The organism is Streptomyces sp. NPDC031225 (assembly GCF_055570355.1).
The window spans coordinates 211058-230232 of record NZ_JBVIHJ010000016.1 but is presented as its reverse complement, the minus strand read 5'-3'; the positions used below and the strand labels follow the sequence as shown (position 1 = coordinate 230232).

Below are 19175 nucleotides of genomic sequence, written 5' to 3'. Positions count from 1 at the left end.
AATGTCGCGCCCGAGTCGGCGGCTCCCCGCCGCTCCCCCGGTCTCGCCGGGCGCGCGGGAGTGGTGCCGTGTCTCCTGGGTCAAGAGGACCAACGCGCCGCGCTCGGCTCGAACCTGGGCGCCGAATCCGTCCCGCCGTCCGGTGGCAGCCACTCTGCTCCCGCCTTCCCGAGAGGACGGCAGCCTGGTTGAGCAACGGGCATGGCACACCTCCGCGGACGGCTCGGCCACCGATACGACCCTGCCAACCACCCGCACCCCATCGAGGGAGAGTGGACATGTCCACCGAACATCCCACGGAAGCAGAGACTTCCCCCGTCGAGCCTCCGTTCGGGCCCACCCGGCGTACCTTCCTGGCCACGACCACCGCCGCGGGAGGAGCCGCTGTGGTGGGCGGCCTGGTCGGGGGGCCGCCCGCGCTCGCCGCCGAGGAAGCGTTGGCCGCCGAGGAGCCGCCCGGCAGCAGCGTTTCGTTGTCGGTCAACGGCGTTCGGCGCACCGTCACGATCGACAACCGAACCTCGCTGCTGGACCTCCTGCGTGAGCATCTCGACCTGACGGGCTCGAAGAAGGGCTGCAATGCCGGTGCCTGCGGCGCCTGTACGGTCCTGGTCGACGGCCGACGGGTCAATTCCTGTCTGACGCTGGCGGTCCGCCTGGAGGGCGCCGAGGTCACCACGATCGAGGGCTTGGCGAAGGGCGACCGACTTCATCCGCTACAGCAGGCGTTCATCGACCATGACGCCTTCCAGTGCGGCTTCTGCACGTCGGGCCAGATTGTGTCGGGCGTCGGGTGCATCCAGGAAGGACACACCGGGTCCAGGGCGGAGATCCGGGAGTGGATGAGCGGCAACCTCTGCCGCTGCGGCTGCTACGTGAAGATCGAGCGCGCGGTCGAGCAGACCGCCGCCAGCCGGAAGGGCTGATCCCCGTGCATCCCTTCACTTACACCAAGGCCGCGGACATGCGTGAGGCCCTCAGCGCCGGTTGGCGTGGCGGGCGTTACCTCGCCGGCGGCACCACGCTCGTCGACCTGATGCGGGAGACCGTTGAGCGCCCCGGCGTGCTGGTCGACATCAGCTCCCTGCCGCTGCGCGAGGTCACTGTCACCGAGCGCGGGGGCCTGCGCATCGGCGCACTGGTCCGTATGGCCGAGGCCGCCGCCCACCCGAAGGTCCGCGTCCTGTATCCCGTCGTCTCCGAGGCGCTGGAGCTGAGCGCGTCGGCCCAGCTGCGGAACATGGCGACCATCGGCGGCAACATCATGCAGCGCACCCGGTGCACGTACTTCCGGGACGTGACCGCCGCCTGCAACAAGCGTGAGCCTGGCTCCGGGTGCGCCGCGCTGCACGGCTACAACCGCAGCCACGCGATCCTCGGCACCTCCGATCACTGCGTGGCCACCCATCCCTCCGACGTCGCCGTGGCCTTCGCGGCACTGGAGGCGACGGTGCACGTGCTGGGTCCGGACGGGGAACGGCGTATTGCCTTCGCCGACTTCCTGCTGCGGCCCGGCAGCACCCCGAACCACGAACAGGCCCTACGCAAAGGCGAGTTGATCACCGCTGTGGAGATCCCGGCCCTTCCGCGCCCACTGAAGTCCGGCTATCTGAAGGTTCGCGACCGCCAGTCCTACGAGTTCGCGCTCACGTCGGCAGCAGTCGCGCTGCACATCCGTAGCGGCGTCATCCGCGAGGCGAAGGTCGCCGCCGGCGGCGTGGGCACCGTGCCCTGGACGCTGCCCGCCGTCGAGCGCCGCCTCATCGGCGAACGCCCCTCCGACCGGTTGTGGGCGAAGGCCGCCGAACACGCGGCCGACGGGGCGCGCCCCCTCGCCCACAACGGCTTCAAGGCCGAGCTGCTCAAACGCACCGTCGAACGCCAGCTGCGCACCGTAGGAGGCACCAAGTGAGCCAGCCGCAGGCAGCCGTCGGTGCGGCTGTGCCCCGGGTCGATGCACGGCTGAGGGTGACAGGGGGAGCGAAGTACGCCGCCGACAACAGTCCCGACGGGGTCGTGCACGCGGTCATCGTGGAAAGCAGCGTCGGCAGGGGCCGGATCACCGGCATCGACACCCGCGCGGCCGAAGCCCAGCCCGGTGTCCTGAAGGTGATCAGCCACCTCAACGCGCCCAAGCTGCCGCCTGTGGAAGGCCGGTTCCCACCGGGCAAACCACTGCGTGCCTTTCAGGACGACCGGGTGAAGTTCTTCGGACAGCCCGTCGCGGTCGCGGTGGCGACCACGCTGGAGACCGCGCAGCACGCAGCGAGCCTGGTGACGGTCTCCTACGACGCGGAGCCCTCCTCGACCGACATCAGCGTCGCCGACGCCGCCGGCGAAACCCAGACCTATGCACGCGGCGACGCCGACCGGGCCCTGAACTCCGCCCCCGTCCGGCTGGGGACGACGTACCGGACGGCCCGCAACCACCACAACCCGATGGAACCGGCCGGCATCGTCGCCCACTGGGACGGCGACCGGCTGACCGTCTGGGAGAAGACCCAGTACGTGCAGGGCACCGTGTTCACCTTGTCCGGAGAGTTCGGCATCCCGCCGGACCACATCCGCGTCATCTCGCCGTTCATCGGCGGCGCCTTCGGCAATGCCGCCCGCGCCTGGGTGCACTCCGTCATCGCAGCCATGGCCGCACGCGAGGTGAAACGCCCGGTGAAACTCGTCCTCACCCGCAGGCAGATGTACTTCACCGTGGGATACCGGCCCGCATACGAGTACGGACTGCGACTGGGAGCCGACCGAAGGGGCAACCTGACCGCGTCGACGCACGACGTCCGCGCCGAGTCCTCCCGCTACGAGACATACAGCGAGAGCGTTCTCGTCCCGGGCCGAATGCTCTACAGCACGCCCAACGTCCGCCAGGCGTACGACCACGTCCCGCTGGACGTGAGCACGCCGTGGTTCATGCGCGGCCCCGGCTACGCCAGCGGCGCCTACCCCGTCGAGTCGGCCATGGACGAACTCGCCCACGAACTGGATCTCGACCCGATCGAGCTGCGGCTGCGGAACGAACCGGCCGAGGACGAGTCCAGCAAACTGCCGTTCTCCACCCGCCGACTGCGCGAGTGCTACCGCGCGGGCGCCCGTGAGTTCGGCTGGCACCGGCGCAATCCCGAGCCGCGCTCGACGCATGACGGTGACTGGCTCATCGGGATGGGCATGGCCGCCGGTGTCTACGACACCATGCGCAGCGAGGCCCAGGCCTCGGTCAGGCTCGACGCCGACGGCACCGCCCTGGTGCAGTCCGCGACCAGCGACATGGGCCCGGGCACGGCCACGTCCATGTCCCAGGTCGCCGCCGACGCCCTCGGCCTGACGATGCGCCAGGTGACTTTCCGGCTCGGCGACTCCCTCATGCCGCCGGCCCCCGTCCACGCCGGTTCGCAGACCATGGCCAGCGTCGGATCCGCCGTCCAGGACGGCTGCGACAAGCTGCGCAGGCAGGCGATCACGCTCGCGGTCAACGACCGGGGATCACCGCTGTACGGCGTCGACGTCGCCGACATCGTCGTACGAGGCGGTCGGCTGTACGTGAAGGACGAGCCCTCTCGCGGGGAGACGTACCAGCGACTCCTGGCCCGCAACGACCGCCCTCATCTCGAAGTGCTCGGCTCGTACGCCGGGCCGTCGGGGCCCGAGAAGTTCTCCCTCTACGCCTACGCCGCGATCTTCGCCGAAGTGGCTGTCGACGCCCGACTCGGCCTGGTACGGGTCCGGCGCATGCTCGGCGTGTACGACGCCGCCCGGATCGTCAACCCGAGACTCGCCGACAGTCAGGCCATCGGAGCCATGACAGGCGGAATAGGTCAGGCCCTCCTCGAGCACACGGTGACCGATCACCGCGACGGCCGGATCGTCAACGCCAACCTCGCGGACTACCTCGTGCCGACCCACGCCGACATGCCCGACCTGAAGGCGATCTTCATCGACGGGCAGGACTACGAAGCCGACCCCATCGGCGTCAAAGGACTCGGTGAGGTCGTCATCGTCGGAGTGGCGCCCGCCATCGCCAACGCGGTGTTCAACGCGACCGGCCGCCGCATCCGCGAACTGCCCATCACCGCCGAAGCACTGCTCTGAGCTCCCGGGTGGCCGGTGTACCCCACAACACGCGGCTACCCGGGTACCAGGGCCGTCGCCGCGGTTTCCTCCCCTAGGGCGCGGCGACGGCCCGTCAACGCACACCTCACGGAAAGCCCCCCATGCTGAACATCACGGAGACACTGCACGACTGGTGCCACGAGGGCCGGCCGTTCGCCCTCGCCACCGTCATCGACGTCAGAGGCAGCGCACCCCTGCAGGTCGGCACCGCGCTGGCCGTGGATGCCGACGGCAACGCGGTCGGTGGCGTCTCCGGCGGCTGCGTCGAGGCGGCGGTGTACGAACTGGGCCGCCAAGTGCTGGCAGACGGCGCTGCCCCCGCACGCGTTGTCTTCGGCTATTCCGACTCGGATGCCTTCGCCGCCGGTCTGACCTGCGGCGGAGAGATCGGAGTCCTCGTACAGCGCGTGGAGCCCGGCGCCCAACCCCAGCTCGCCACCGCCCTGGATGCCGTGACCGCGGGGCTCCCGACGGCCGTGGCCCACGTCGTCGACGGTCCCGGTGTACTCGTCGGGCGAATGCTCCACATCCCCGCCGAGGGCACCCACGACGGCACTCTCGGGGTCGAGAGCGAGGACCGGGCGGTCGTGGCGCATGCGCGTGCGCTCCTGCGGGCGGGCCGTACCGGCTCGATCGAGGTCGGCGGCAGTGGGAGAGAATCCGAGGACCCGGACGACGGCACCTGCCCGCGCAAGCTCACCGTCCTCGTCCACGTGCACGCGTCCCGCCCCCGCATGCTGATCTTCGGCGCCGTCGACTTCGCCGCCGCCCTCAGCCGGGCGGGGAGCTTCCTCGGCTACCGGGTGACCGTCTGCGACGCCCGCCCGGTCTTCGCCACTCCGGCCCGCTTCCCGCACGCCGACGAGGTCGTCACCGACTGGCCCCACCGTTACCTCACGGCGACCGAGACCGACGCCCGCACCGCCGTCTGCGTCCTCACCCACGACGCCAAGTTCGACGTCCCTTTGCTGAGTCTGGCACTGACTCTTCCTGTCGGCTATGTCGGTGCCATGGGCTCGCGACGCACCCACGAGCACCGGGTCGACCTGCTCAGGGAAGCCGGCGTCTCCCAGGACCAACTGGCACGTCTGCACTCACCGATCGGCCTGGACATCGGAGCCCTTACTCCCGAGGAGACAGCGATCTCCATCACGTCGGAGATCATCGCCCACACCAACCGCGGCACGGGCCTGCCTCTTTCACACGGCGTCGGCCCCATCCACCTTCCCGCGCAGCCTCTGTCCGGTCTGGTGACGGCGCCGTAACCCCCGCCACAGGCGCCTCCGGAACAGGCCCCCCGGCGCGCCCAGTGGTGCTCGGCCGGTCAGGCATCGGGGCGGGCGCGGCCGGTCTGGTAGGCGATCACCACGAGTTGGGCGCGGTCGCGGACGCCGAGCTTGGCCATGATGCGATTCACGTGGGTCTTGACGGTCGCGGGCGAGATGTGGAGCTGTTCGGCGATGCCGTCGTTGGAGAGACCCGCCGCCACGAAATCGAGCACTTGACGCTCTCGGTCGGTCAGGGTGGTCAGCTCCGGGGCCGAAGCCATCGTGCGGTCGGGTGTGGTGAGGTAGTGGGCGATGAGTGCCCGGGTCGCACTGGGTGACAACAGTGCCTCTCCCTGGGCGATCAGCCGGATGGCGTCGAGGAGATAAGAGAGCTCCACGCTCTTTCCGAGGAATCCGCCGGCCCCGGCACGTAGCGCCTGGAAGACGTGCTCGTCGGCTTCGAAGGTCGTCAGGATCAGCACCCGTACGCCCGTAAGGTCTTTGTCGGCCGAGATGGCGCGGGTGGCGGCGAGGCCGTCCATGTCGGGCATCCGGATGTCCATCAGCACGACGTCGGCTCGGGTGCTGCGGGCCAGTGCGACCGCCTCTTCGCCCGTCGCGGCTTCTCCGACGACCGACATGTCCGGCTCCGACTCGATGAGCATGCGGAAGCAGGTGCGGACGAGGGCCTGGTCGTCGGCGAGCAGAACGCGGATGGTCATCCCTGCCTCCCCTCGACGGTGTTGGCGGGCAGGTCAGTGCCGGACCGATCTGACGTGCGGTTGTCAGCCGGTGGTCCGGCCGGAGGCAGCGGCAGCCGCACTGCGAGGCGAAAGCAACCGTCGGCGTCCGCTTCGGCATTGAGGCTGCCGCCGACCGCGTTGACGCGCTCACGCATGCCCGTCAGCCCATGCCCGGTGCCCGTCGCCGCCGATGCGGGGTACGGGCCGGAGTGCAGGGGGTTGGTGATTCGAATGCGCAGTTCGTCGGGCCTGTAGTCGACGAGCAGGTCCGTCTCGGCGGTTGCACCGTGCTTGTGAGCGTTGGTCAGCCCTTCCTGAACGACGCGGTAGGCAGTCAGGTCGATGGCCGTCGGCAGGGGGAGCGGATGGCCCGCCTGCCGGTGGCGGACACTCAACCCGGCGGCGGCCAGCGATTCGAGGAGCCCTCCGAGACGGGACAGGCCGGGCACGGGTTCGGTCGGCTCCGCCTCGTCACCGGGCTGCCGTAGTACGTGCAGCAGCGGGCCCAGTTCGTCCAGGACTGTGCGGCCGGCCTCACGGATGTGACCGAGCGCCACCTCGGCCTGATCCGGCCGGCCCCGAAGGAAGCGGCCGGCGACTCCTGCCTGAATGGTGATCAGGGCGATGTGGTGGGCGATCACGTCATGGAGTTCCCTTGCGATGCGCAGCCGCTCTTCGGCGACCCGGCGGCGGGCCTCTTCCTCCTTGCTCTCCTCCGCCCGCAGCGCTCGTTCCTCCATCGCGGCGACGTAGTCGTGCCAGGTGCGCACAGTGCCCCCGACGGCGGCGAACATCCCGGTCCAGGCGAACACAGCGTCGGCCTCCGGGCTGAAGGCCGAGTCCGCCACCCAGGTCATGACGGCGTACAGGGCGAGGGCTGTGCCCAAGGTGACGAACAGGGCGGTTCGCCGACGGACCGTTCGGGCCACGGTGTAGACCGATATCAACGCGGCGAGCTTCAGTGCCCGCGACGGATACGACGCGAGGACGGTGAAGGCCACCTCCCCAAGCACTGCCAGCGCCAGGACGGGTATCGGTGCTCGGCGACGGGCCAGCAGAAGCAGGAAGGCGGCCACCGCGGCGACGGCGTCGGCACCCGATGGACGGATGCCGTCGGGCCACTGCCCGAACAGCTGGGGCAGCAGACCGATACAGCCCACGAGGGTGGCTAGGGTCGCATCCACCAGACGTGGGTGAGCGCCGGTGACACGTTGCAGCGATACCGGTCCGATCACGGCTTCACCATCCCTAGGTGCCGATCCTCGGTTTCGGCCAGATCGGCCGCCTGCCCGTACGCCTGAAGGCGTACGAACGGGTTGAGGGTGTGACCGCGGCAACCGGGGTCACGCGTTGCGGCGCGAGGGTCACCACTTGGCCGTCGTGCTGGGGGCGCAGCCGCCGGCTGTGGCCCGTGCCGACGTGACCACGTCGGTGGCCCATCGGTGAAGAGCGCAGACTCACCGCGGGGAGCGCGGCCGACGAGGCTCCATCCGCGTAAAGGTGCACCAGCCAGCCTGGCAACGAGGCTCGCGGCATACCGCCGTCGACGGCGGTATGGGAGTGCGCTGCATGACTGCCGACCAACAGTCGGCTCACGAGACACCTACCCCCTGTGAAGCCACACCGGTCACAGGGGAGCAGGTCGGCGAGCCCACCGCCTCACGCCTCCCGGACCACTTCGGCCACCTCGTCGAGGAGTGCCCTCAACTGTGCGGCTTTCTTCGGACCGAGCTTCTCGGCGATCCGCAGTTCGATGTCCACGATCACGGCCTCGGCATCCTGTAGGGAGTCGCGGCCGGCGTCGGTGAGGTGCAACTCCTGCACGTGGCGGTGGCGCGGGTGCGGTCGGCGTTCCAGTTGACCCCGATCCTCCAGGCGGGCCACCTGGGAGGCCACTGCTTGCGGGGTGACGTTGAGGCGGCGGGCCAGTTCCGCGCCGGTCAGGCCGGGATCGGTGTGGACGGAGATCAGCAGGGTGTACTGAGCGGCCGCGATGCCCAGCGGTCGTAGCCGCTGGTCCTTCCGGGCCTGCACAGCCCACTCCGCCCGCCGAAGGGCCCAGGTCACCCGGGTCAGGTGCTCGGCAGGGATCGGTCGTGCGTCATCCTTTGTCACCCGATGAGAATACGGCACCTGGACACTTGGCAAGTAGCTTGATTGTCCTCAAGTGTATGAATCACTCTTGATCTGGCCGAGCGGCTGATCTCTCACAACGCGCGAAAGAGTCCGGCGTGTGGCCGGTGGTGATGCCGGGTGCCCCTCAAGGCAGGAGGCTGTGTGACGGAGGTTTCTCGCTCCCGCCGCCCCCATTCGCTCCCGACGCGTCCGCGCATCTGCCGCGTGATCCTCGCGGTGTGGGTGCGGTCGGCGGCCCTGATGGTGTCACTCTTCCCAAGCGGGCCACCTCGGAGGCCACTGCCTGGAGTGACGCTCAACCGACGGTATCGCGGACTGAGACCTCGCGAACCGCCTCGGCGACTCGGTCGAGCAGTGCTCGCAGTTGTGCTGTCTCCGAGCCGAGGCCATCAGTGACCTGTCGCTCAATGTCGGCGATCACTGCGTCGGCCGCACGCAACGCCTCCCGACCGGCGTCGGTGAGGTGCAGCTCCTGAATGTGACGGTGGCGGGGGTGCTCACGTCTCTCCAGCTGCCCGCGACTCTCCAGGCGTGCCACCAGTGAGGCGATGGCCTGTGGGGTTACGTTGAGGCGGCGGGCGAGTTCGGCACCGGTCAGCCCCGGCTCGTCGTGTACGGAGATCAGGAGCGTGTAGTGCGCCGCCACCATGCCCAGCGGGCGCAGCCGCTGCTCCTTGAGGCTCTGCACCGCCAACTCCGCGCGGCGCAACGCCCAGGTCACCCGGTCGAGCGCGCCGAGCCCGACGGGCTCCTCGTCTTCACGTATCACGCGAGAAGGATACGACACTTCAGGAGAGTCAAGCGTTTGACACATGCCTACCACTTGAGGAAACTTGGTCCCATGAATCGCACCATTGCTCTGATCACTGGCGCCTCCTCCGGCATCGGCGCCGCCTACTCCCGTCTCCTGGCGGACGAACATGACCTCGTCCTGGTGGCGCGACGCGCCGACCGGCTCGCCGACCTCGCCAAGGAACTCCGCGCTCAGGGAGCAGCGGTCGAGGTGCTGCCCGCCGACCTCATGACCCAGGACGGCATCGCCGCCGTCACCGACCGGCTTGCCGCCGGAGACGTGCGCATGCTGATCAGCAACGCCGGCGCCGGCGGCTACGCCCCCCTCACCGACGTCGACCCCGCCGACATCGAGCGCCTGCTCACCCTCAACGCCATCGCCCCTGTCCGGCTGGTCCACGCCGCGCTTCCCGGAATGCTCGCGGCAGGCGAAGGCGTGATCGTCACCGTCGCCTCGCTCCTCGCCTTCAGTGCGGGCCTGACTGATTCGCGAGCACCCCGGCGCACCTTGTACGTCGCTGCGAAGGCCGCCACCTTGGGCTTCACACGCACCCTCGCCGGTGAGCTCGCCGACACTCCGGTTCGCGTCCAGGTGGTGTGCCCCGGCGTTGTGGCAACAGAGTGGAACAGCGGCGCCGGCCGCAGCATCCCCTGGGCGATGTCGCCCGAGGACGTGGCCTCGGCCAGCCTGGCCGGGCTGCGCCTGGGTGAGACCGTCTGCGCCCCCGGTCTGGAGGGCCAGGACTCAGCCCTGGACGCCTTGCTCGCCGCAGAGCTCGCTTTCGTCAGGGGCGGCAACCAGCCGACACCCGCGGCTCGCTACACGGAACCGCGGGGTTAAAACCCCTTCCCCAGGCGTGCAATTGGGACGCGAACGCAGCCATCGGGATCTTCAAGCATGTCGCGAACCTGTGCGACTCCATGCACCGCCAGGTCAACGACTGCGGAAGTCTGCTGGACATCACGGTGCTCGAACCCTGGCGCCGTTCCTCACCGCGGCCGAGGCTCATGCTCATGCCCTGGGGAGCCTCGGCGGAACAGTTGGCGGCGGCTTCGATACCCTGCCCGGCGGCCATCCCGCCACCGAAACGGACTGCGACGGCATGCCGCACACGCGGGCGCGGGCGCGGGCAATGATTGACCCCGGCGCCCCGTCCGGACGCCGACGGTACCGATGGCGTCGACGCGAACGGGCACACCGACCTTGAGAAGGGTCTCAACGGGTTCGCGGAAGGGCGACGCCGTATCTCTCCACGGCCCTCCCAACGCTACGGGCGCAGGAGCACCTTGCCGCGCGCCCGGCCGGTCTCGCTCAGCTCGTGCGCCTGGGCGGCGTCGGCGAGAGGGAAGCTTCGGTCGACGCGTACGCTCAGCCGGCCGTCGGCGGCGAGGCGGGCGTACTCGGTGAGCTCCGGCCCGAACCGTCGGTTGTCGCCGGAGAAGGTGATGCCCAGCTCGAAGGCCCGAGGGTCGGAGATGGTGACGATGCGGTCGGTGGTGCCGCCGCGCAGCTCCATGGAGACATCCAGCGCGTCGATGCCCGCGACGTCGTAGACGGCGTCGACGCCTCGCGGGGCGACGGCGCGGACCCGGTCGGCGAGGCCGTCGCCGTACCCCACGGGGATCGCGCCGAGAGAGCGCAGGTAGTCGTGGTTGGACTCGGACGCCGTACCGATCACGGTGGCACCGCGGCCCACGGCGAGCTGGACGCCGACGGAGCCGACCACGCTTGCGGCTCCGTGGATCAGCAGCGTGTCGCCCTGGCCCACCGCGAGCTCACCCAGCGCGCGGTCGGACGTCTCGACGGCCACGGGCAGCGCGGCGGCCGTCTCCCAGTCGAGGCCGGCCGGCTTGTGCGCAAAGTCCGAGGCCAGGGCGTACTCGGCGTAGGAGCCGGTCTCGGTCCAGGCCATCACCTCGTCCCCGACCGAGACACCGGTGACGCCCTCCCCCACCTCGTCGACGATGCCGGCCGCTTCCATGCCGGGGACGGCGGGGAAGGACACGGGGCCCATCATCTCCTGGACCCAGCCGTGGCGAATCTTGAAGTCGATGGGATTGACGGCGGCGGCCACGATCCTCAACCGCACCTGCCCGGGGCCGGCGTGCGGCTCCGTCACCTCCGCCAGCCGCAGAACCTCCGGACCGCCGTACTCCTCGTACGAGATCGCCTTCATGCCTGTCACTTCCCGTCGAACGTATGCATAAGGCCGCCTTGGCGGCGGCCGGTCGTGGACTACACCTCCAGCCTCCGGCTGGGCGGCCGGGCTGCCACTGTCCTTTCGGACGGTTCCAACCAGCCGAAAGGACGATCCGACGGGAGGACCGACTGCTTACGCTGGCGGACATGAACCTGATGGCCGCAGTCGAGTTGATCCAGGCCCCGCTGTCGGAGACCCTGCTGCGCCTGTCCGCCGTCCTGGCGGAGGCTGTTCCGCACCGGACGATCGCCCAGCTCTCCGGCAACTGCGCGTACTCGCCGTTCCTGACCCACGGTGAGTCCCCCGGCGGGCCCGGCTCCATCGTCACCGCCGCCGACCTGGCCGCGCTGCGGCCGCTGCTGCCGGCGAGGGGAAACTGGCAGGGGCGGGCGCGGGTGGCGGGTGTCGACGTGCCCGTGCTGGCCCTGACAAGCGACATCACCGGGCAGAGCGCGCTGCTGGTCGTCGTACGGACCGAGGACACCCCGGTACCGGAGGAGCATCTGACGCCCGCCCAGTTGTTGTGGGACCTGGTGGCCGCGCACCGGGACGGTCTGCGGACCGAGGCGCTCCCGGGGTCGCTGGCCGCGTCGCGAGCCGCGGCGGCGGCACGGGCCGCAGCCATCGCCGAACTCCGCGACGCGCACGGGGGCGTGCTGACCGCTCTGCTCGGCATCCTGCGCGACCGCGCCCTGGACGACACGAACGCCCGTACGCGCGCTGTCGACGTCGCCGTTTCGGCCCTCGCTGATCTGCGGTCACGAGCTGAGCTCGACCAGTCGCTGGCGGAGGAGCGGGCCGCGGACGCCTTTGAGCGGCTCGCCGTGTCGTTGCGCCGAATCCTGCGCGCGCGCAACGTGCGGCTGGAGCTGGGCCCGCCCGGCGTGGAGGAAGGCGCGGACCGCTTGCTGCCCGCCGATGTCACCGACACGCTGCTTGCCGTGGTCCGGGCCACCGTGCACGCGTCACTGGACGACCAGGGCCACGGTCCGGAAGGTGACGGAGAGCACCGCGTCCGCGTCGGCTGGAAGGTCGGTACGGACGAACTGCGCGCCACCGTACGAGACAACGGACCCGGGACCCTGTCCCGCGGCGCCCTCGAAGCCCGCCGGGTCAACGAGCGTCTTGCACCGCTCGGTGGGCGGGTCGACTTGGACGCGGTGCCCGGCTGGGGCACGACGGTGATCTTCGAGATCCCGCTCGCCTCGCCCAGCACGCCGCGTCAGGATCCGCTGACCGCGCTCGGCGCACGGGAGTTGCAGGTGCTGGGACAGCTGGCCCGCGGCCGGCGCAACCGGGACATCGCCCAAGATCTGCACATCAGCGAGTCGACGGTGAAGTTCCACGTGGCGAGGATCCTCGGCAAACTGGGCGTCAGCTCCCGCGGGGAGGCAGCCGCCCTCGCCCACGAATGGGGCGCCGCATAGCCTGTGCCGTTGGCAGACGACCGGGCTGTCGCAGCGGCGACCAGGATTTCCGGGGTGTCCAGTTGCTGTTGGCGCATGGGGCAGAGGTCTGCTGTCCTCGTCCCCGGTTCGCCTACCCTTCTGCGTTACCTGTTTCCGTCCAGTGCACCGGAGTGACTCATTGCTCGGCCGGTTCGGGCGGTGAGCTGATCACAGGCTACGGACACCTTGGTCGGACACCGGGCACGTCCGCTTGTGCACATCCCTCGCACGCGTCGAACCGCCCTTCAGCAGGCGGAGTTGAGAAGGACGTCGATGTCGTCGGTCCAGGCGGCCACTGCCTCGGCCTCCTTGCCTTCCGAGGCGACGAACGTGTTGATGATGGTGACCGGACCGGTCTCCTCCTTCTGCTGGTCGAGGAAATTGGTGGACTCGGCGAGGTTTCCGACCTGCAGCATGGTCGCTCCATGAGCTTGATCGGCTGTCAAAGTCACTTCCCCGACACGCGGTCTACAACAGTTGGCAGCTACGGCGACTGAAGGGCTGAAAGGTGAGGGCCTCCCGGTTCGGTGTGGATTGCGACGTCGGCACCGAACCGGAAGGCCCTCATGATCCCCCGTAACGCACCCCTGCCCGAGATCGGACGCCTGCGCTTGGCCCGCTGTGCGGTCAAGGGCAACCGGTCCCCAAGCCGGGTTGCGGAGCACTTCCAAGTCTTCCCGGCCGCCGTCCGGCGGTGGGCGGGAAGGGTCAGAGTGCGCTCAGCGCGGCGCGGGCGACCTCGTCGTCCTGGACCGGGGTGCCTCCGCCGACCGCGAGGGCGCCGATGAACTGGCCGTTCTCGAAGATCGGTCGGCCGCCGGGGAGCAGGCTGGCGCCACTGGCGACATGGGAAGCGATCTGGGCCGGGTCCTTGATGTTGGTGGCCAGGTCGGCGGTGGCGGCCCGGTAGGTGCGCGCGGTGTGTGCTTTGTGGGGTACCAGCGCGGCTGCCGCCGAGCTGTTGTTGTCCATGCGAAGGGATGCCCTGGTTTCGCCGGCGGAGTCGACGACCAGCACATACATGGGTGGAAGTGTCGTGTGGTCCCGGACGTAGCGGATGGCGGCCTCGGCGAGCCGCTGGGCCTGGGCCAGGCTGATCGTCCGCGTCGCGGTCGATTTCATGCTGTCGGTGGCGGCCGAGGCGCTGTCGGCGAGCATCTGGCTCAACGCCACTCCGCCTGCCACCGCCCCCGCCATCCCGAGCATGCCGCGTCTCGTGGCCAGGGTGTTGCCGGACTCTTCTGTCATGGCTTTGCTCCTGCGTTCTTGTAGGGAACGTTCTTGCGCATCTCGGAATCTTCTTGGGCGTTCTGCCCGCACTGACGGGCTGGTTGTTGCCGGTGACCATGGATGCCCGGTGCGGACGACGGGCGATGGCGTGGCCACCGCGCCGCGCCCGCCCCTCCCAGTCACTTCATGCATGAAGTTACATCTGCGTCACTTCATGGCGCAACTGATATCGCGAGTGATTTACTTCACGCATGAAGTCATGTCTCGTGCCTGACCCGAGACGTCATGGCCTTAAGGCTCAGTGGAAATCGGCGCTGCCCGCTGCCTGGGCGATGCGCCGGGCGATCTGGGTCATCTGACGTACCTGCGCGGGCGAGAGGCTGTCGAAGACGAGGTGGCGGACCGCGGTGACGTGATCGGGTGCGCTGGCTTCGAGCTTTGCCATTCCTGCGTCGGTCAGGCCGGCCAGGGTGTACCGGCCGTCGGTGGGATCGGGGCGGCGGGTGAGCCAGCCGCGTCGCTCCATACGGGTCGCGACCTGGGACAGGCGCGGCAGCTGACCCGCGGTGAAGTCGGCCAGCTCGCTCATGCGCAGCGTGCGCTCGGGGGCCCGGGACAGGCCCACGAGGACCTGGTACTCGAAGTGTGTGAGCCCGGCGTCGCGCTGGAGCTGCCGATCCATTGCCGCAGGCAGCTTGGTCACCATGCCGACCAGGGCCATCCAGGCGTGGAGCTCCTCCTCGTTCAGCCACCGGAACGGTTCCGCAGCCTCACTGCCCCTTGCCGACTCGGCTTGCCCGCCGGGGCTGTGTTCGCCGACGGGTACGCTGCGGGTCCGCTTCACGGGGCGGTTCTTGGCCATGAAGCGGATTCTATGCGCGAGGGATGAATGGCCTTCCTTGCGAAGCGGCCGACCAGGCGGTCAAATTCGGCTCGTGAACCTGCGCAAGAAGGTCTTCTGGCACGAGGGGGTCGCACACGTTCGTCTCAGGAGGGGAGAAGGAATCCCATCAGGGCGAGCAGCGCGCACGAGCCGAGGTTGACCGCCCGGTAGTGGAGGAAGACCGCGGCGAACTCGCGGATGGTCGCACCGGGCCAGAAGTACGCGGCGGTGGGCGAACCGATGACCTGGCCGTTCACACCGGTGCGCCGGGCTGTGAGGGCGGCGCGGAAGACGTGGAAGTTGTTGGTGACGACCACACACCGGTGGTCCGGCTCGCGTTCCCGCATGAGCGCCTTGCTGAAGCGCAGGTTCTCCTCCGTGCTGCGCGAGCGGCTCTCCCGTACGCCATGCCGCTCCGGGACGCCACGGGCTATGAGGTGGTCGGCCATCGCCTCGGCCTCGGGCAAATCCTCGTCGGGGCCCTGGCCTCCGGAGGTGACCAGCACGGGCGGCACACCCCGCGCCGCCTGCGCCTCGTACACCGCGCGCGCCCGCTCCAGTCTGCTCGCCAGCAGGGGCGGCACCCGGGAGCCGCCGATCAGACCGGACCCGAGGACGACGACGAAGTTCACGTCGTGACGGATCTTCAGCCGCGCGTAGAGGAAGGCGTAGGCGAGGAACGACAGGAACACGTACGAGACGTAGCCGGCCACGAGGAGAACCGCTCCGGCGACGCGCCGCAACGGCGCCGAGTCGACGTCGGCGGCCGTCACGGTGAGCGTGACACAGCCGAGGACGGCCAGCCCCGCCAGCCCGGAGAGCAGGTTGGCGGGGCGTCGGCCCTCCTTGCGGACCATCGTCACCCCGTTCGCGATCAGGAAGAACGCGAGGGCCAGCACCCCCAGAGCCAGCAGCACGAAGGCGAGGGTCACTGCCGCGAGGAGTGGTGCGGGCGCGCTGCCGGCTGCCACTCGCGCGAGCAGCGCCACGGTCAGCAGGACGAGGGACAGTCCGAGCAGGACGGCGTTGCCGAAGCGGCGGGGGTCTTGCCGCGTCCGGGCCAGGAAGAGCAGGAAGGCCAGTCCGGCGAGAATCGCGAAAATGACGGCAGGCATGGGTTGTTGTCACCTTTGCTGATCCGGGGGCGTTGCCCTGGCCCGGGATGCGGGTACGGCGGTGGCCTGTTATTCGGGGCGTGGGCCTGACTGCTCCGTGACCGACCTGAGCAGCGGGCGGCTGAGCGCGCCGGCCGCCAGCAGTCCCGCGACGCCGACGCCGAAGCACAGGGCGAGCAGGACCAGGCCGCCGGTTTCGATACTCGAGCCCTCGCCGAGGGTGAGCGGGGCGGCGGTGAAGATGCCGGTCAGAGCTGCTCCGCCGGCGAGGACGGCCACGGGGAGGAGGGTCTCCTTGCGGCGGGCCGCGTCCAGGGTCCGCAGCGGTGTACCCGCAAGGCGGAGCAGGCCATAGGTGCGGCGGCGGTCCAGGACGGAGGCGGCCGCGGTGATGCCCGCGGAGGCGATCGCGGTGATGAAGGTGACGCCGAGGATGACCCGGGTGGCGTTGGAGAAGTCGTCTGCGAACAACCTGGTCGACCAGTTGATGTCGGTTCCGGTGACCGGGTACTGGCCGGGTACGAGGGACGTCAGCGCGGTGCGGGCGCGGTCCAGCTGCTCGGTGCCGCCGGGCATGGTGGCGGTGACCTGGACGCTGTTCTCGCCGCCGCCCGTGGCGACCCAGTCGGTGTTCGTGCCGATGGTGGCGGTGATCCCCGCGTGTTCCAGGCGGTGCCGCGCCTCCTGTTGGACCACGGCCAACCGAGCCTTGGGAACAGCCATGGCGAGGGTGTCCGGATGTCCCCACGGCGAGACGCCGGAGATCCCGAAGAGAGCGAAGAACCCGGCCACGAATCCGGCGAGGGTGAGCCCGGAGACCGTACGCCAGCCGCTCTTGGGATCGTCCAGCAGGCGGCGGCCGGCCAGCAGGGTCGCCGGCTTCTGGGCAAGGGCGCAGATGATCCGCCCGAGGACGCCGACCACCCACGGGCCGATCACGGACAGGGCGAGGAAGACCACGGCGAAGAACACCAGGGGGCCGTTGACATCACTCTTGTGCTCCTGGGTGAACAAGCTGTAGCCCACGATCACCGCGACGAAGGCCAGGGCGCGCAGGATGCTCATGCGGGGTGGCTTGGAGCGGCGCGCCACGCCCAGGGGGCCGACGACGACCTGGCGCAGCCCGACGAGCGCGCTGACGACCACCATGGCGACGACACCGGCGAGCACGGCGAGCAGCACCGGGAGCCCCACCCACAGATCGGCCGCGTACCAGGAGCCGCCCGCCACGGACACCCGCGCGGTGGCCGTCAGGAGCAGTCCGGATCCGATGGTGCCCAGCACTGCGCCTGCCGCGCCGGTGAGGGCCGCCTCGGCGGCGGTCATCCCGGCGATCCGGCCCGGGGTGGCACCGATGAGCCGCAGTGCGGCGAGGCGCTGGTCGCGGCGGGAGACCGACAGGCGGGCGGAGGAGGCGCCCAGGACCAGCAGCGGTACGACGACGAGGATGGCGGCGATCTTCGCGAGAGCCACGTACCCGCTGCCGATGCCGTCGGTCGAGCGCCGTCCGGTGAAGTCGGCGACCCGGGTGGGGGTGACGGTGTCGCCGGGGCGGCGCGCATCTTCTTCGCGCGGGGTGGTGACGGCGGCGGCGGTCGGCCTGTGGCCGACGACCGCGACCAGTTCGCCGGGGTGGGCCACCGCGGCGCGGCCGAGGGTTCCCGCCGCGGTGCCGGGCACGGGATGCCGGTCGGCGGGAAGGCGGTGGAGGAGGTCGGCGAGGGCCGGGGAGACCCACACCTCGCCCGGTTTGGGGAAGCGGGGCATGCCGGGTGGGGCGGGGGCCTTCCTACCCGGGAGCTGTGCCACGTCGACGACCGTGACGGGGGTACCGCCACTGAAGGTGGTGCCGACGGCCTCGACAGCGACCGGAGCCGCGGACTTGACGGGGGTGCGCCATTCGATGCGGTCGGCTCGCTGCTGGAAGCCGAGGTTGACGGCCACGCAGAGCAGCAGGAGCGCTGTGCTGATGGCGGCCGCGCCGACGGACAGGGAGGTGGCCAGCGGCCCGGTGCGGCCTCCGGCGCGGGTCAGCCGCCAAGTCAGGGTCCAGGTGGTGCGGTCCAGGGCCGTCCTCGGGTTCGGCGCCCTCATCGGTCGTACCTCGCGTCCGTGTCGGAGCCGGTCGGGTGTCCGGGCGTGCCCCAGGCGGCGAGGCCAGCCGCCTGGGCAGCGTGGGCCACGGCGTTCGTGCCTGCGGCCCCGTCCGGCGTCCGGTGGTCCTCACTCAGGCGGCCGTCGCGGACCCGGACGGTGCGGTCGCACCAGCGCGCCACGTCGTCGTCGTGGGTGACCACGACGAGTGCGGTTCCGTGCCTGCGGGTGGTGGTGACCAGCAGGTCGACGACCTCCATGCCGGTGACCTGGTCGAGTGCGCCCGTGGGCTCGTCGGCGAAGATCACCTGAGGGCTGCCGACCAGCGCGCGGGCGATGGCCACACGCTGCGCCTGCCCACCGGACAGCTGTCCGGGCCGCCGCTCCTCCATGCCCGCCAGGCCCAGCGGCGGGAACCACTCCCGCGCCTTCTGGACCGCCTGGCGGCGAGGCATGCCGCCGAGCATCAACGGCAGGGCCACGTTCTCGTCGGCGGGCAGCTCCGGCAGCAGCTGGCCGGACTGGAAGACGAAGCCGAAGCGGGTCCGGCGCAGCTCGCTGCGGTGCGGCTCGCCCAGCTGCTCCACACTCACCCAGGCTCCGTCCGCGGGGACCCCCGTCTCGCTTCGCTCGCCGGCGAGCATCGCCTGGCCCTCGTCGGGCCGTTCGATGCCGGCGAGGCAGTGCAGCAGGGTGGACTTGCCCGACCCGGACGGGCCCATGATCGCCAGCGACTCGCCCGCCGAGACGGACACGTCGACACCGGCCAGGGCGCGGGTCAGACCGTAGGACTTCTTCAGACCGGCGCCCACCAGGACGGGGTGGGCGCCGGTCGTGCGGTACGAGTTCATCGGGCGGCCTCGACGGTGACGAGGGCGCACAGGACGAGGCACAGCCCGGCGCACGTCGCCAGGGCCACTTGGAGAACGGTGAGGATCTGCATGCCGTCGACGATCCCGCCGTACGCCCGCTGCCGTCCTCGGCCGCCGGGCCGGTCCGGGGCGGCCGGCGTCGGCCTGCGGGCCGACCCGCTGCTGCTCCCCCGGACCGCTCGGCGGCTGGAGCGCCCGGCCACCGCGTGGTGCAGGAAGCGCTGACGAACATGCGCCGCCCCGTCCCTGGGTGCGGACGTCGTCCTCCGCCTCGTAC

18 protein-coding genes are annotated in these 19175 nt (G+C 70.3%); 7 read left to right on the top strand and 11 right to left on the bottom strand.

Going from position 1 to position 19175, the window contains the following annotated elements:
• The first annotated feature begins 278 nt into the window (after positions 1–278).
• From ACZ48Z_RS26890 to ACZ48Z_RS26875, 4 genes are all read left to right on the top strand, one after another.
• Positions 279–926: a (2Fe-2S)-binding protein gene (locus ACZ48Z_RS26890; RefSeq protein WP_468738449.1), complete on the top strand. Its 648-nt coding sequence runs from the start codon at positions 279–281 to the stop codon at positions 924–926.
• Positions 927–931: 5 nt separating this feature from the next.
• Positions 932–1912, top strand: coding sequence for an FAD binding domain-containing protein (locus tag ACZ48Z_RS26885; RefSeq protein WP_468738448.1), 981 nt, complete (start codon positions 932–934; stop codon positions 1910–1912).
• Entirely contained in the window at positions 1909–4095 is a 2187-nt protein-coding gene (locus ACZ48Z_RS26880) for a xanthine dehydrogenase family protein molybdopterin-binding subunit (protein WP_468738447.1), read from the top strand. The genes ACZ48Z_RS26885 and ACZ48Z_RS26880 overlap by 4 nt, the downstream gene beginning before the upstream one ends.
• Positions 4096–4217: 122 nt before the next feature.
• Positions 4218–5381: an XdhC family protein gene (locus ACZ48Z_RS26875; protein ID WP_468738446.1), complete on the top strand. Its 1164-nt coding sequence runs from the start codon at positions 4218–4220 to the stop codon at positions 5379–5381.
• A gap of 59 nt (positions 5382–5440) precedes the next feature.
• On the opposite strand, the gene ACZ48Z_RS26870 is transcribed toward ACZ48Z_RS26875, so the two are convergent.
• The 4 genes from ACZ48Z_RS26870 to ACZ48Z_RS26855 form a co-directional block, all read right to left on the bottom strand.
• Positions 5441–6106 carry a response regulator gene (locus tag ACZ48Z_RS26870; protein WP_468738445.1) on the bottom strand — a complete coding sequence of 222 codons (666 nt, stop codon included), beginning with the start codon at positions 6104–6106 and terminating at the stop codon, positions 5441–5443.
• A complete protein-coding gene (locus ACZ48Z_RS26865; protein ID WP_468738444.1) occupies positions 6103–7362 on the bottom strand; it encodes a sensor histidine kinase in 1260 nt (419 codons plus the stop codon). The genes ACZ48Z_RS26870 and ACZ48Z_RS26865 overlap by 4 nt, the downstream gene beginning before the upstream one ends.
• A 424-nt stretch (positions 7363–7786) precedes the next feature.
• On the bottom strand, positions 7787–8242 hold the full coding sequence (locus ACZ48Z_RS26860; RefSeq protein ID WP_468738443.1) for a MarR family winged helix-turn-helix transcriptional regulator: 456 nt from the start codon (positions 8240–8242) through the stop codon (positions 7787–7789).
• A 316-nt stretch (positions 8243–8558) separates the two neighbouring features.
• Complete coding sequence (locus tag ACZ48Z_RS26855) at positions 8559–9032, bottom strand: MarR family winged helix-turn-helix transcriptional regulator (RefSeq protein WP_468738442.1); 474 nt, start codon at positions 9030–9032, stop codon at positions 8559–8561.
• Positions 9033–9104: 72 nt separating this feature from the next.
• On the opposite strand from ACZ48Z_RS26855, the gene ACZ48Z_RS26850 reads away from it, so the two are divergent.
• Entirely contained in the window at positions 9105–9896 is a 792-nt protein-coding gene (locus ACZ48Z_RS26850) for an SDR family NAD(P)-dependent oxidoreductase (RefSeq protein ID WP_468738441.1), read from the top strand.
• A gap of 427 nt (positions 9897–10323) precedes the next feature.
• Here ACZ48Z_RS26850 and ACZ48Z_RS26845 read toward each other — a convergent pair whose 3' ends face one another.
• Positions 10324–11232 (bottom strand): NADP-dependent oxidoreductase, encoded by a 909-nt coding sequence (locus ACZ48Z_RS26845; protein WP_468738440.1) that lies wholly within the window; start codon positions 11230–11232, stop codon positions 10324–10326.
• Between the two features lie 170 nt (positions 11233–11402).
• Here ACZ48Z_RS26845 and ACZ48Z_RS26840 point away from each other — a divergent pair, with 170 nt between their 5' ends.
• Positions 11403–12683 carry a helix-turn-helix transcriptional regulator gene (locus ACZ48Z_RS26840; RefSeq protein WP_468738439.1) on the top strand — a complete coding sequence of 427 codons (1281 nt, stop codon included), beginning with the start codon at positions 11403–11405 and terminating at the stop codon, positions 12681–12683.
• A gap of 266 nt (positions 12684–12949) precedes the next feature.
• Here ACZ48Z_RS26840 and ACZ48Z_RS26835 read toward each other — a convergent pair whose 3' ends face one another.
• The 6 genes from ACZ48Z_RS26835 to ACZ48Z_RS26810 form a co-directional block, all read right to left on the bottom strand.
• Positions 12950–13120 carry a hypothetical protein gene (locus ACZ48Z_RS26835; protein ID WP_468738438.1) on the bottom strand — a complete coding sequence of 57 codons (171 nt, stop codon included), beginning with the start codon at positions 13118–13120 and terminating at the stop codon, positions 12950–12952.
• Positions 13121–13412: 292 nt separating this feature from the next.
• Positions 13413–13952: a GlcG/HbpS family heme-binding protein gene (locus tag ACZ48Z_RS26830; RefSeq protein WP_468738437.1), complete on the bottom strand. Its 540-nt coding sequence runs from the start codon at positions 13950–13952 to the stop codon at positions 13413–13415.
• A 280-nt stretch (positions 13953–14232) separates the two neighbouring features.
• Positions 14233–14796, bottom strand: coding sequence for a MarR family winged helix-turn-helix transcriptional regulator (locus ACZ48Z_RS26825; protein WP_468738436.1), 564 nt, complete (start codon positions 14794–14796; stop codon positions 14233–14235).
• A gap of 125 nt (positions 14797–14921) precedes the next feature.
• A complete protein-coding gene (locus ACZ48Z_RS26820) occupies positions 14922–15932 on the bottom strand; it encodes a YdcF family protein (protein WP_468738435.1) in 1011 nt (336 codons plus the stop codon).
• Between the two features lie 69 nt (positions 15933–16001).
• Entirely contained in the window at positions 16002–18026 is a 2025-nt protein-coding gene (locus ACZ48Z_RS26815; RefSeq protein WP_468738434.1) for an FtsX-like permease family protein, read from the bottom strand.
• A complete protein-coding gene (locus ACZ48Z_RS26810) occupies positions 18023–18877 on the bottom strand; it encodes an ABC transporter ATP-binding protein (protein WP_468738433.1) in 855 nt (284 codons plus the stop codon). The genes ACZ48Z_RS26815 and ACZ48Z_RS26810 overlap by 4 nt, the downstream gene beginning before the upstream one ends.
• Positions 18878–18967: 90 nt before the next feature.
• Between ACZ48Z_RS26810 and ACZ48Z_RS26805 the strand changes: the two genes are divergently transcribed.
• Positions 18968–19123 (top strand): hypothetical protein, encoded by a 156-nt coding sequence (locus tag ACZ48Z_RS26805; RefSeq protein WP_468738432.1) that lies wholly within the window; start codon positions 18968–18970, stop codon positions 19121–19123.
• The last annotated feature ends 52 nt before the right edge of the window (positions 19124–19175 follow it).

Bases quoted from the DNA above. Each gene is read 5' to 3' on its own strand.
- ACZ48Z_RS26870 (WP_468738445.1), bottom strand. From the start codon at position 6,106: ATGACCATCCGCGTTCTGCTCGCCGACGACCAGGCCCTCGTCCGCACC.
- ACZ48Z_RS26825 (WP_468738436.1), bottom strand. From the start codon at position 14,796: ATGGCCAAGAACCGCCCCGTGAAGCGGACCCGCAGCGTACCCGTCGGC.
- ACZ48Z_RS26840 (WP_468738439.1), top strand. From the start codon at position 11,403: ATGAACCTGATGGCCGCAGTCGAGTTGATCCAGGCCCCGCTGTCGGAG.
- ACZ48Z_RS26820 (WP_468738435.1), bottom strand. From the start codon at position 15,932: ATGCCTGCCGTCATTTTCGCGATTCTCGCCGGACTGGCCTTCCTGCTC.
- ACZ48Z_RS26815 (WP_468738434.1), bottom strand. From the start codon at position 18,026: ATGAGGGCGCCGAACCCGAGGACGGCCCTGGACCGCACCACCTGGACC.
- ACZ48Z_RS26890 (WP_468738449.1), top strand. From the start codon at position 279: ATGTCCACCGAACATCCCACGGAAGCAGAGACTTCCCCCGTCGAGCCT.
- ACZ48Z_RS26875 (WP_468738446.1), top strand. From the start codon at position 4,218: ATGCTGAACATCACGGAGACACTGCACGACTGGTGCCACGAGGGCCGG.
- ACZ48Z_RS26805 (WP_468738432.1), top strand. From the start codon at position 18,968: ATGCCGTCGACGATCCCGCCGTACGCCCGCTGCCGTCCTCGGCCGCCG.
- ACZ48Z_RS26850 (WP_468738441.1), top strand. From the start codon at position 9,105: ATGAATCGCACCATTGCTCTGATCACTGGCGCCTCCTCCGGCATCGGC.
- ACZ48Z_RS26830 (WP_468738437.1), bottom strand. From the start codon at position 13,952: ATGACAGAAGAGTCCGGCAACACCCTGGCCACGAGACGCGGCATGCTC.
- ACZ48Z_RS26835 (WP_468738438.1), bottom strand. From the start codon at position 13,120: ATGCTGCAGGTCGGAAACCTCGCCGAGTCCACCAATTTCCTCGACCAG.
- ACZ48Z_RS26845 (WP_468738440.1), bottom strand. From the start codon at position 11,232: ATGAAGGCGATCTCGTACGAGGAGTACGGCGGTCCGGAGGTTCTGCGG.
- ACZ48Z_RS26810 (WP_468738433.1), bottom strand. From the start codon at position 18,877: ATGAACTCGTACCGCACGACCGGCGCCCACCCCGTCCTGGTGGGCGCC.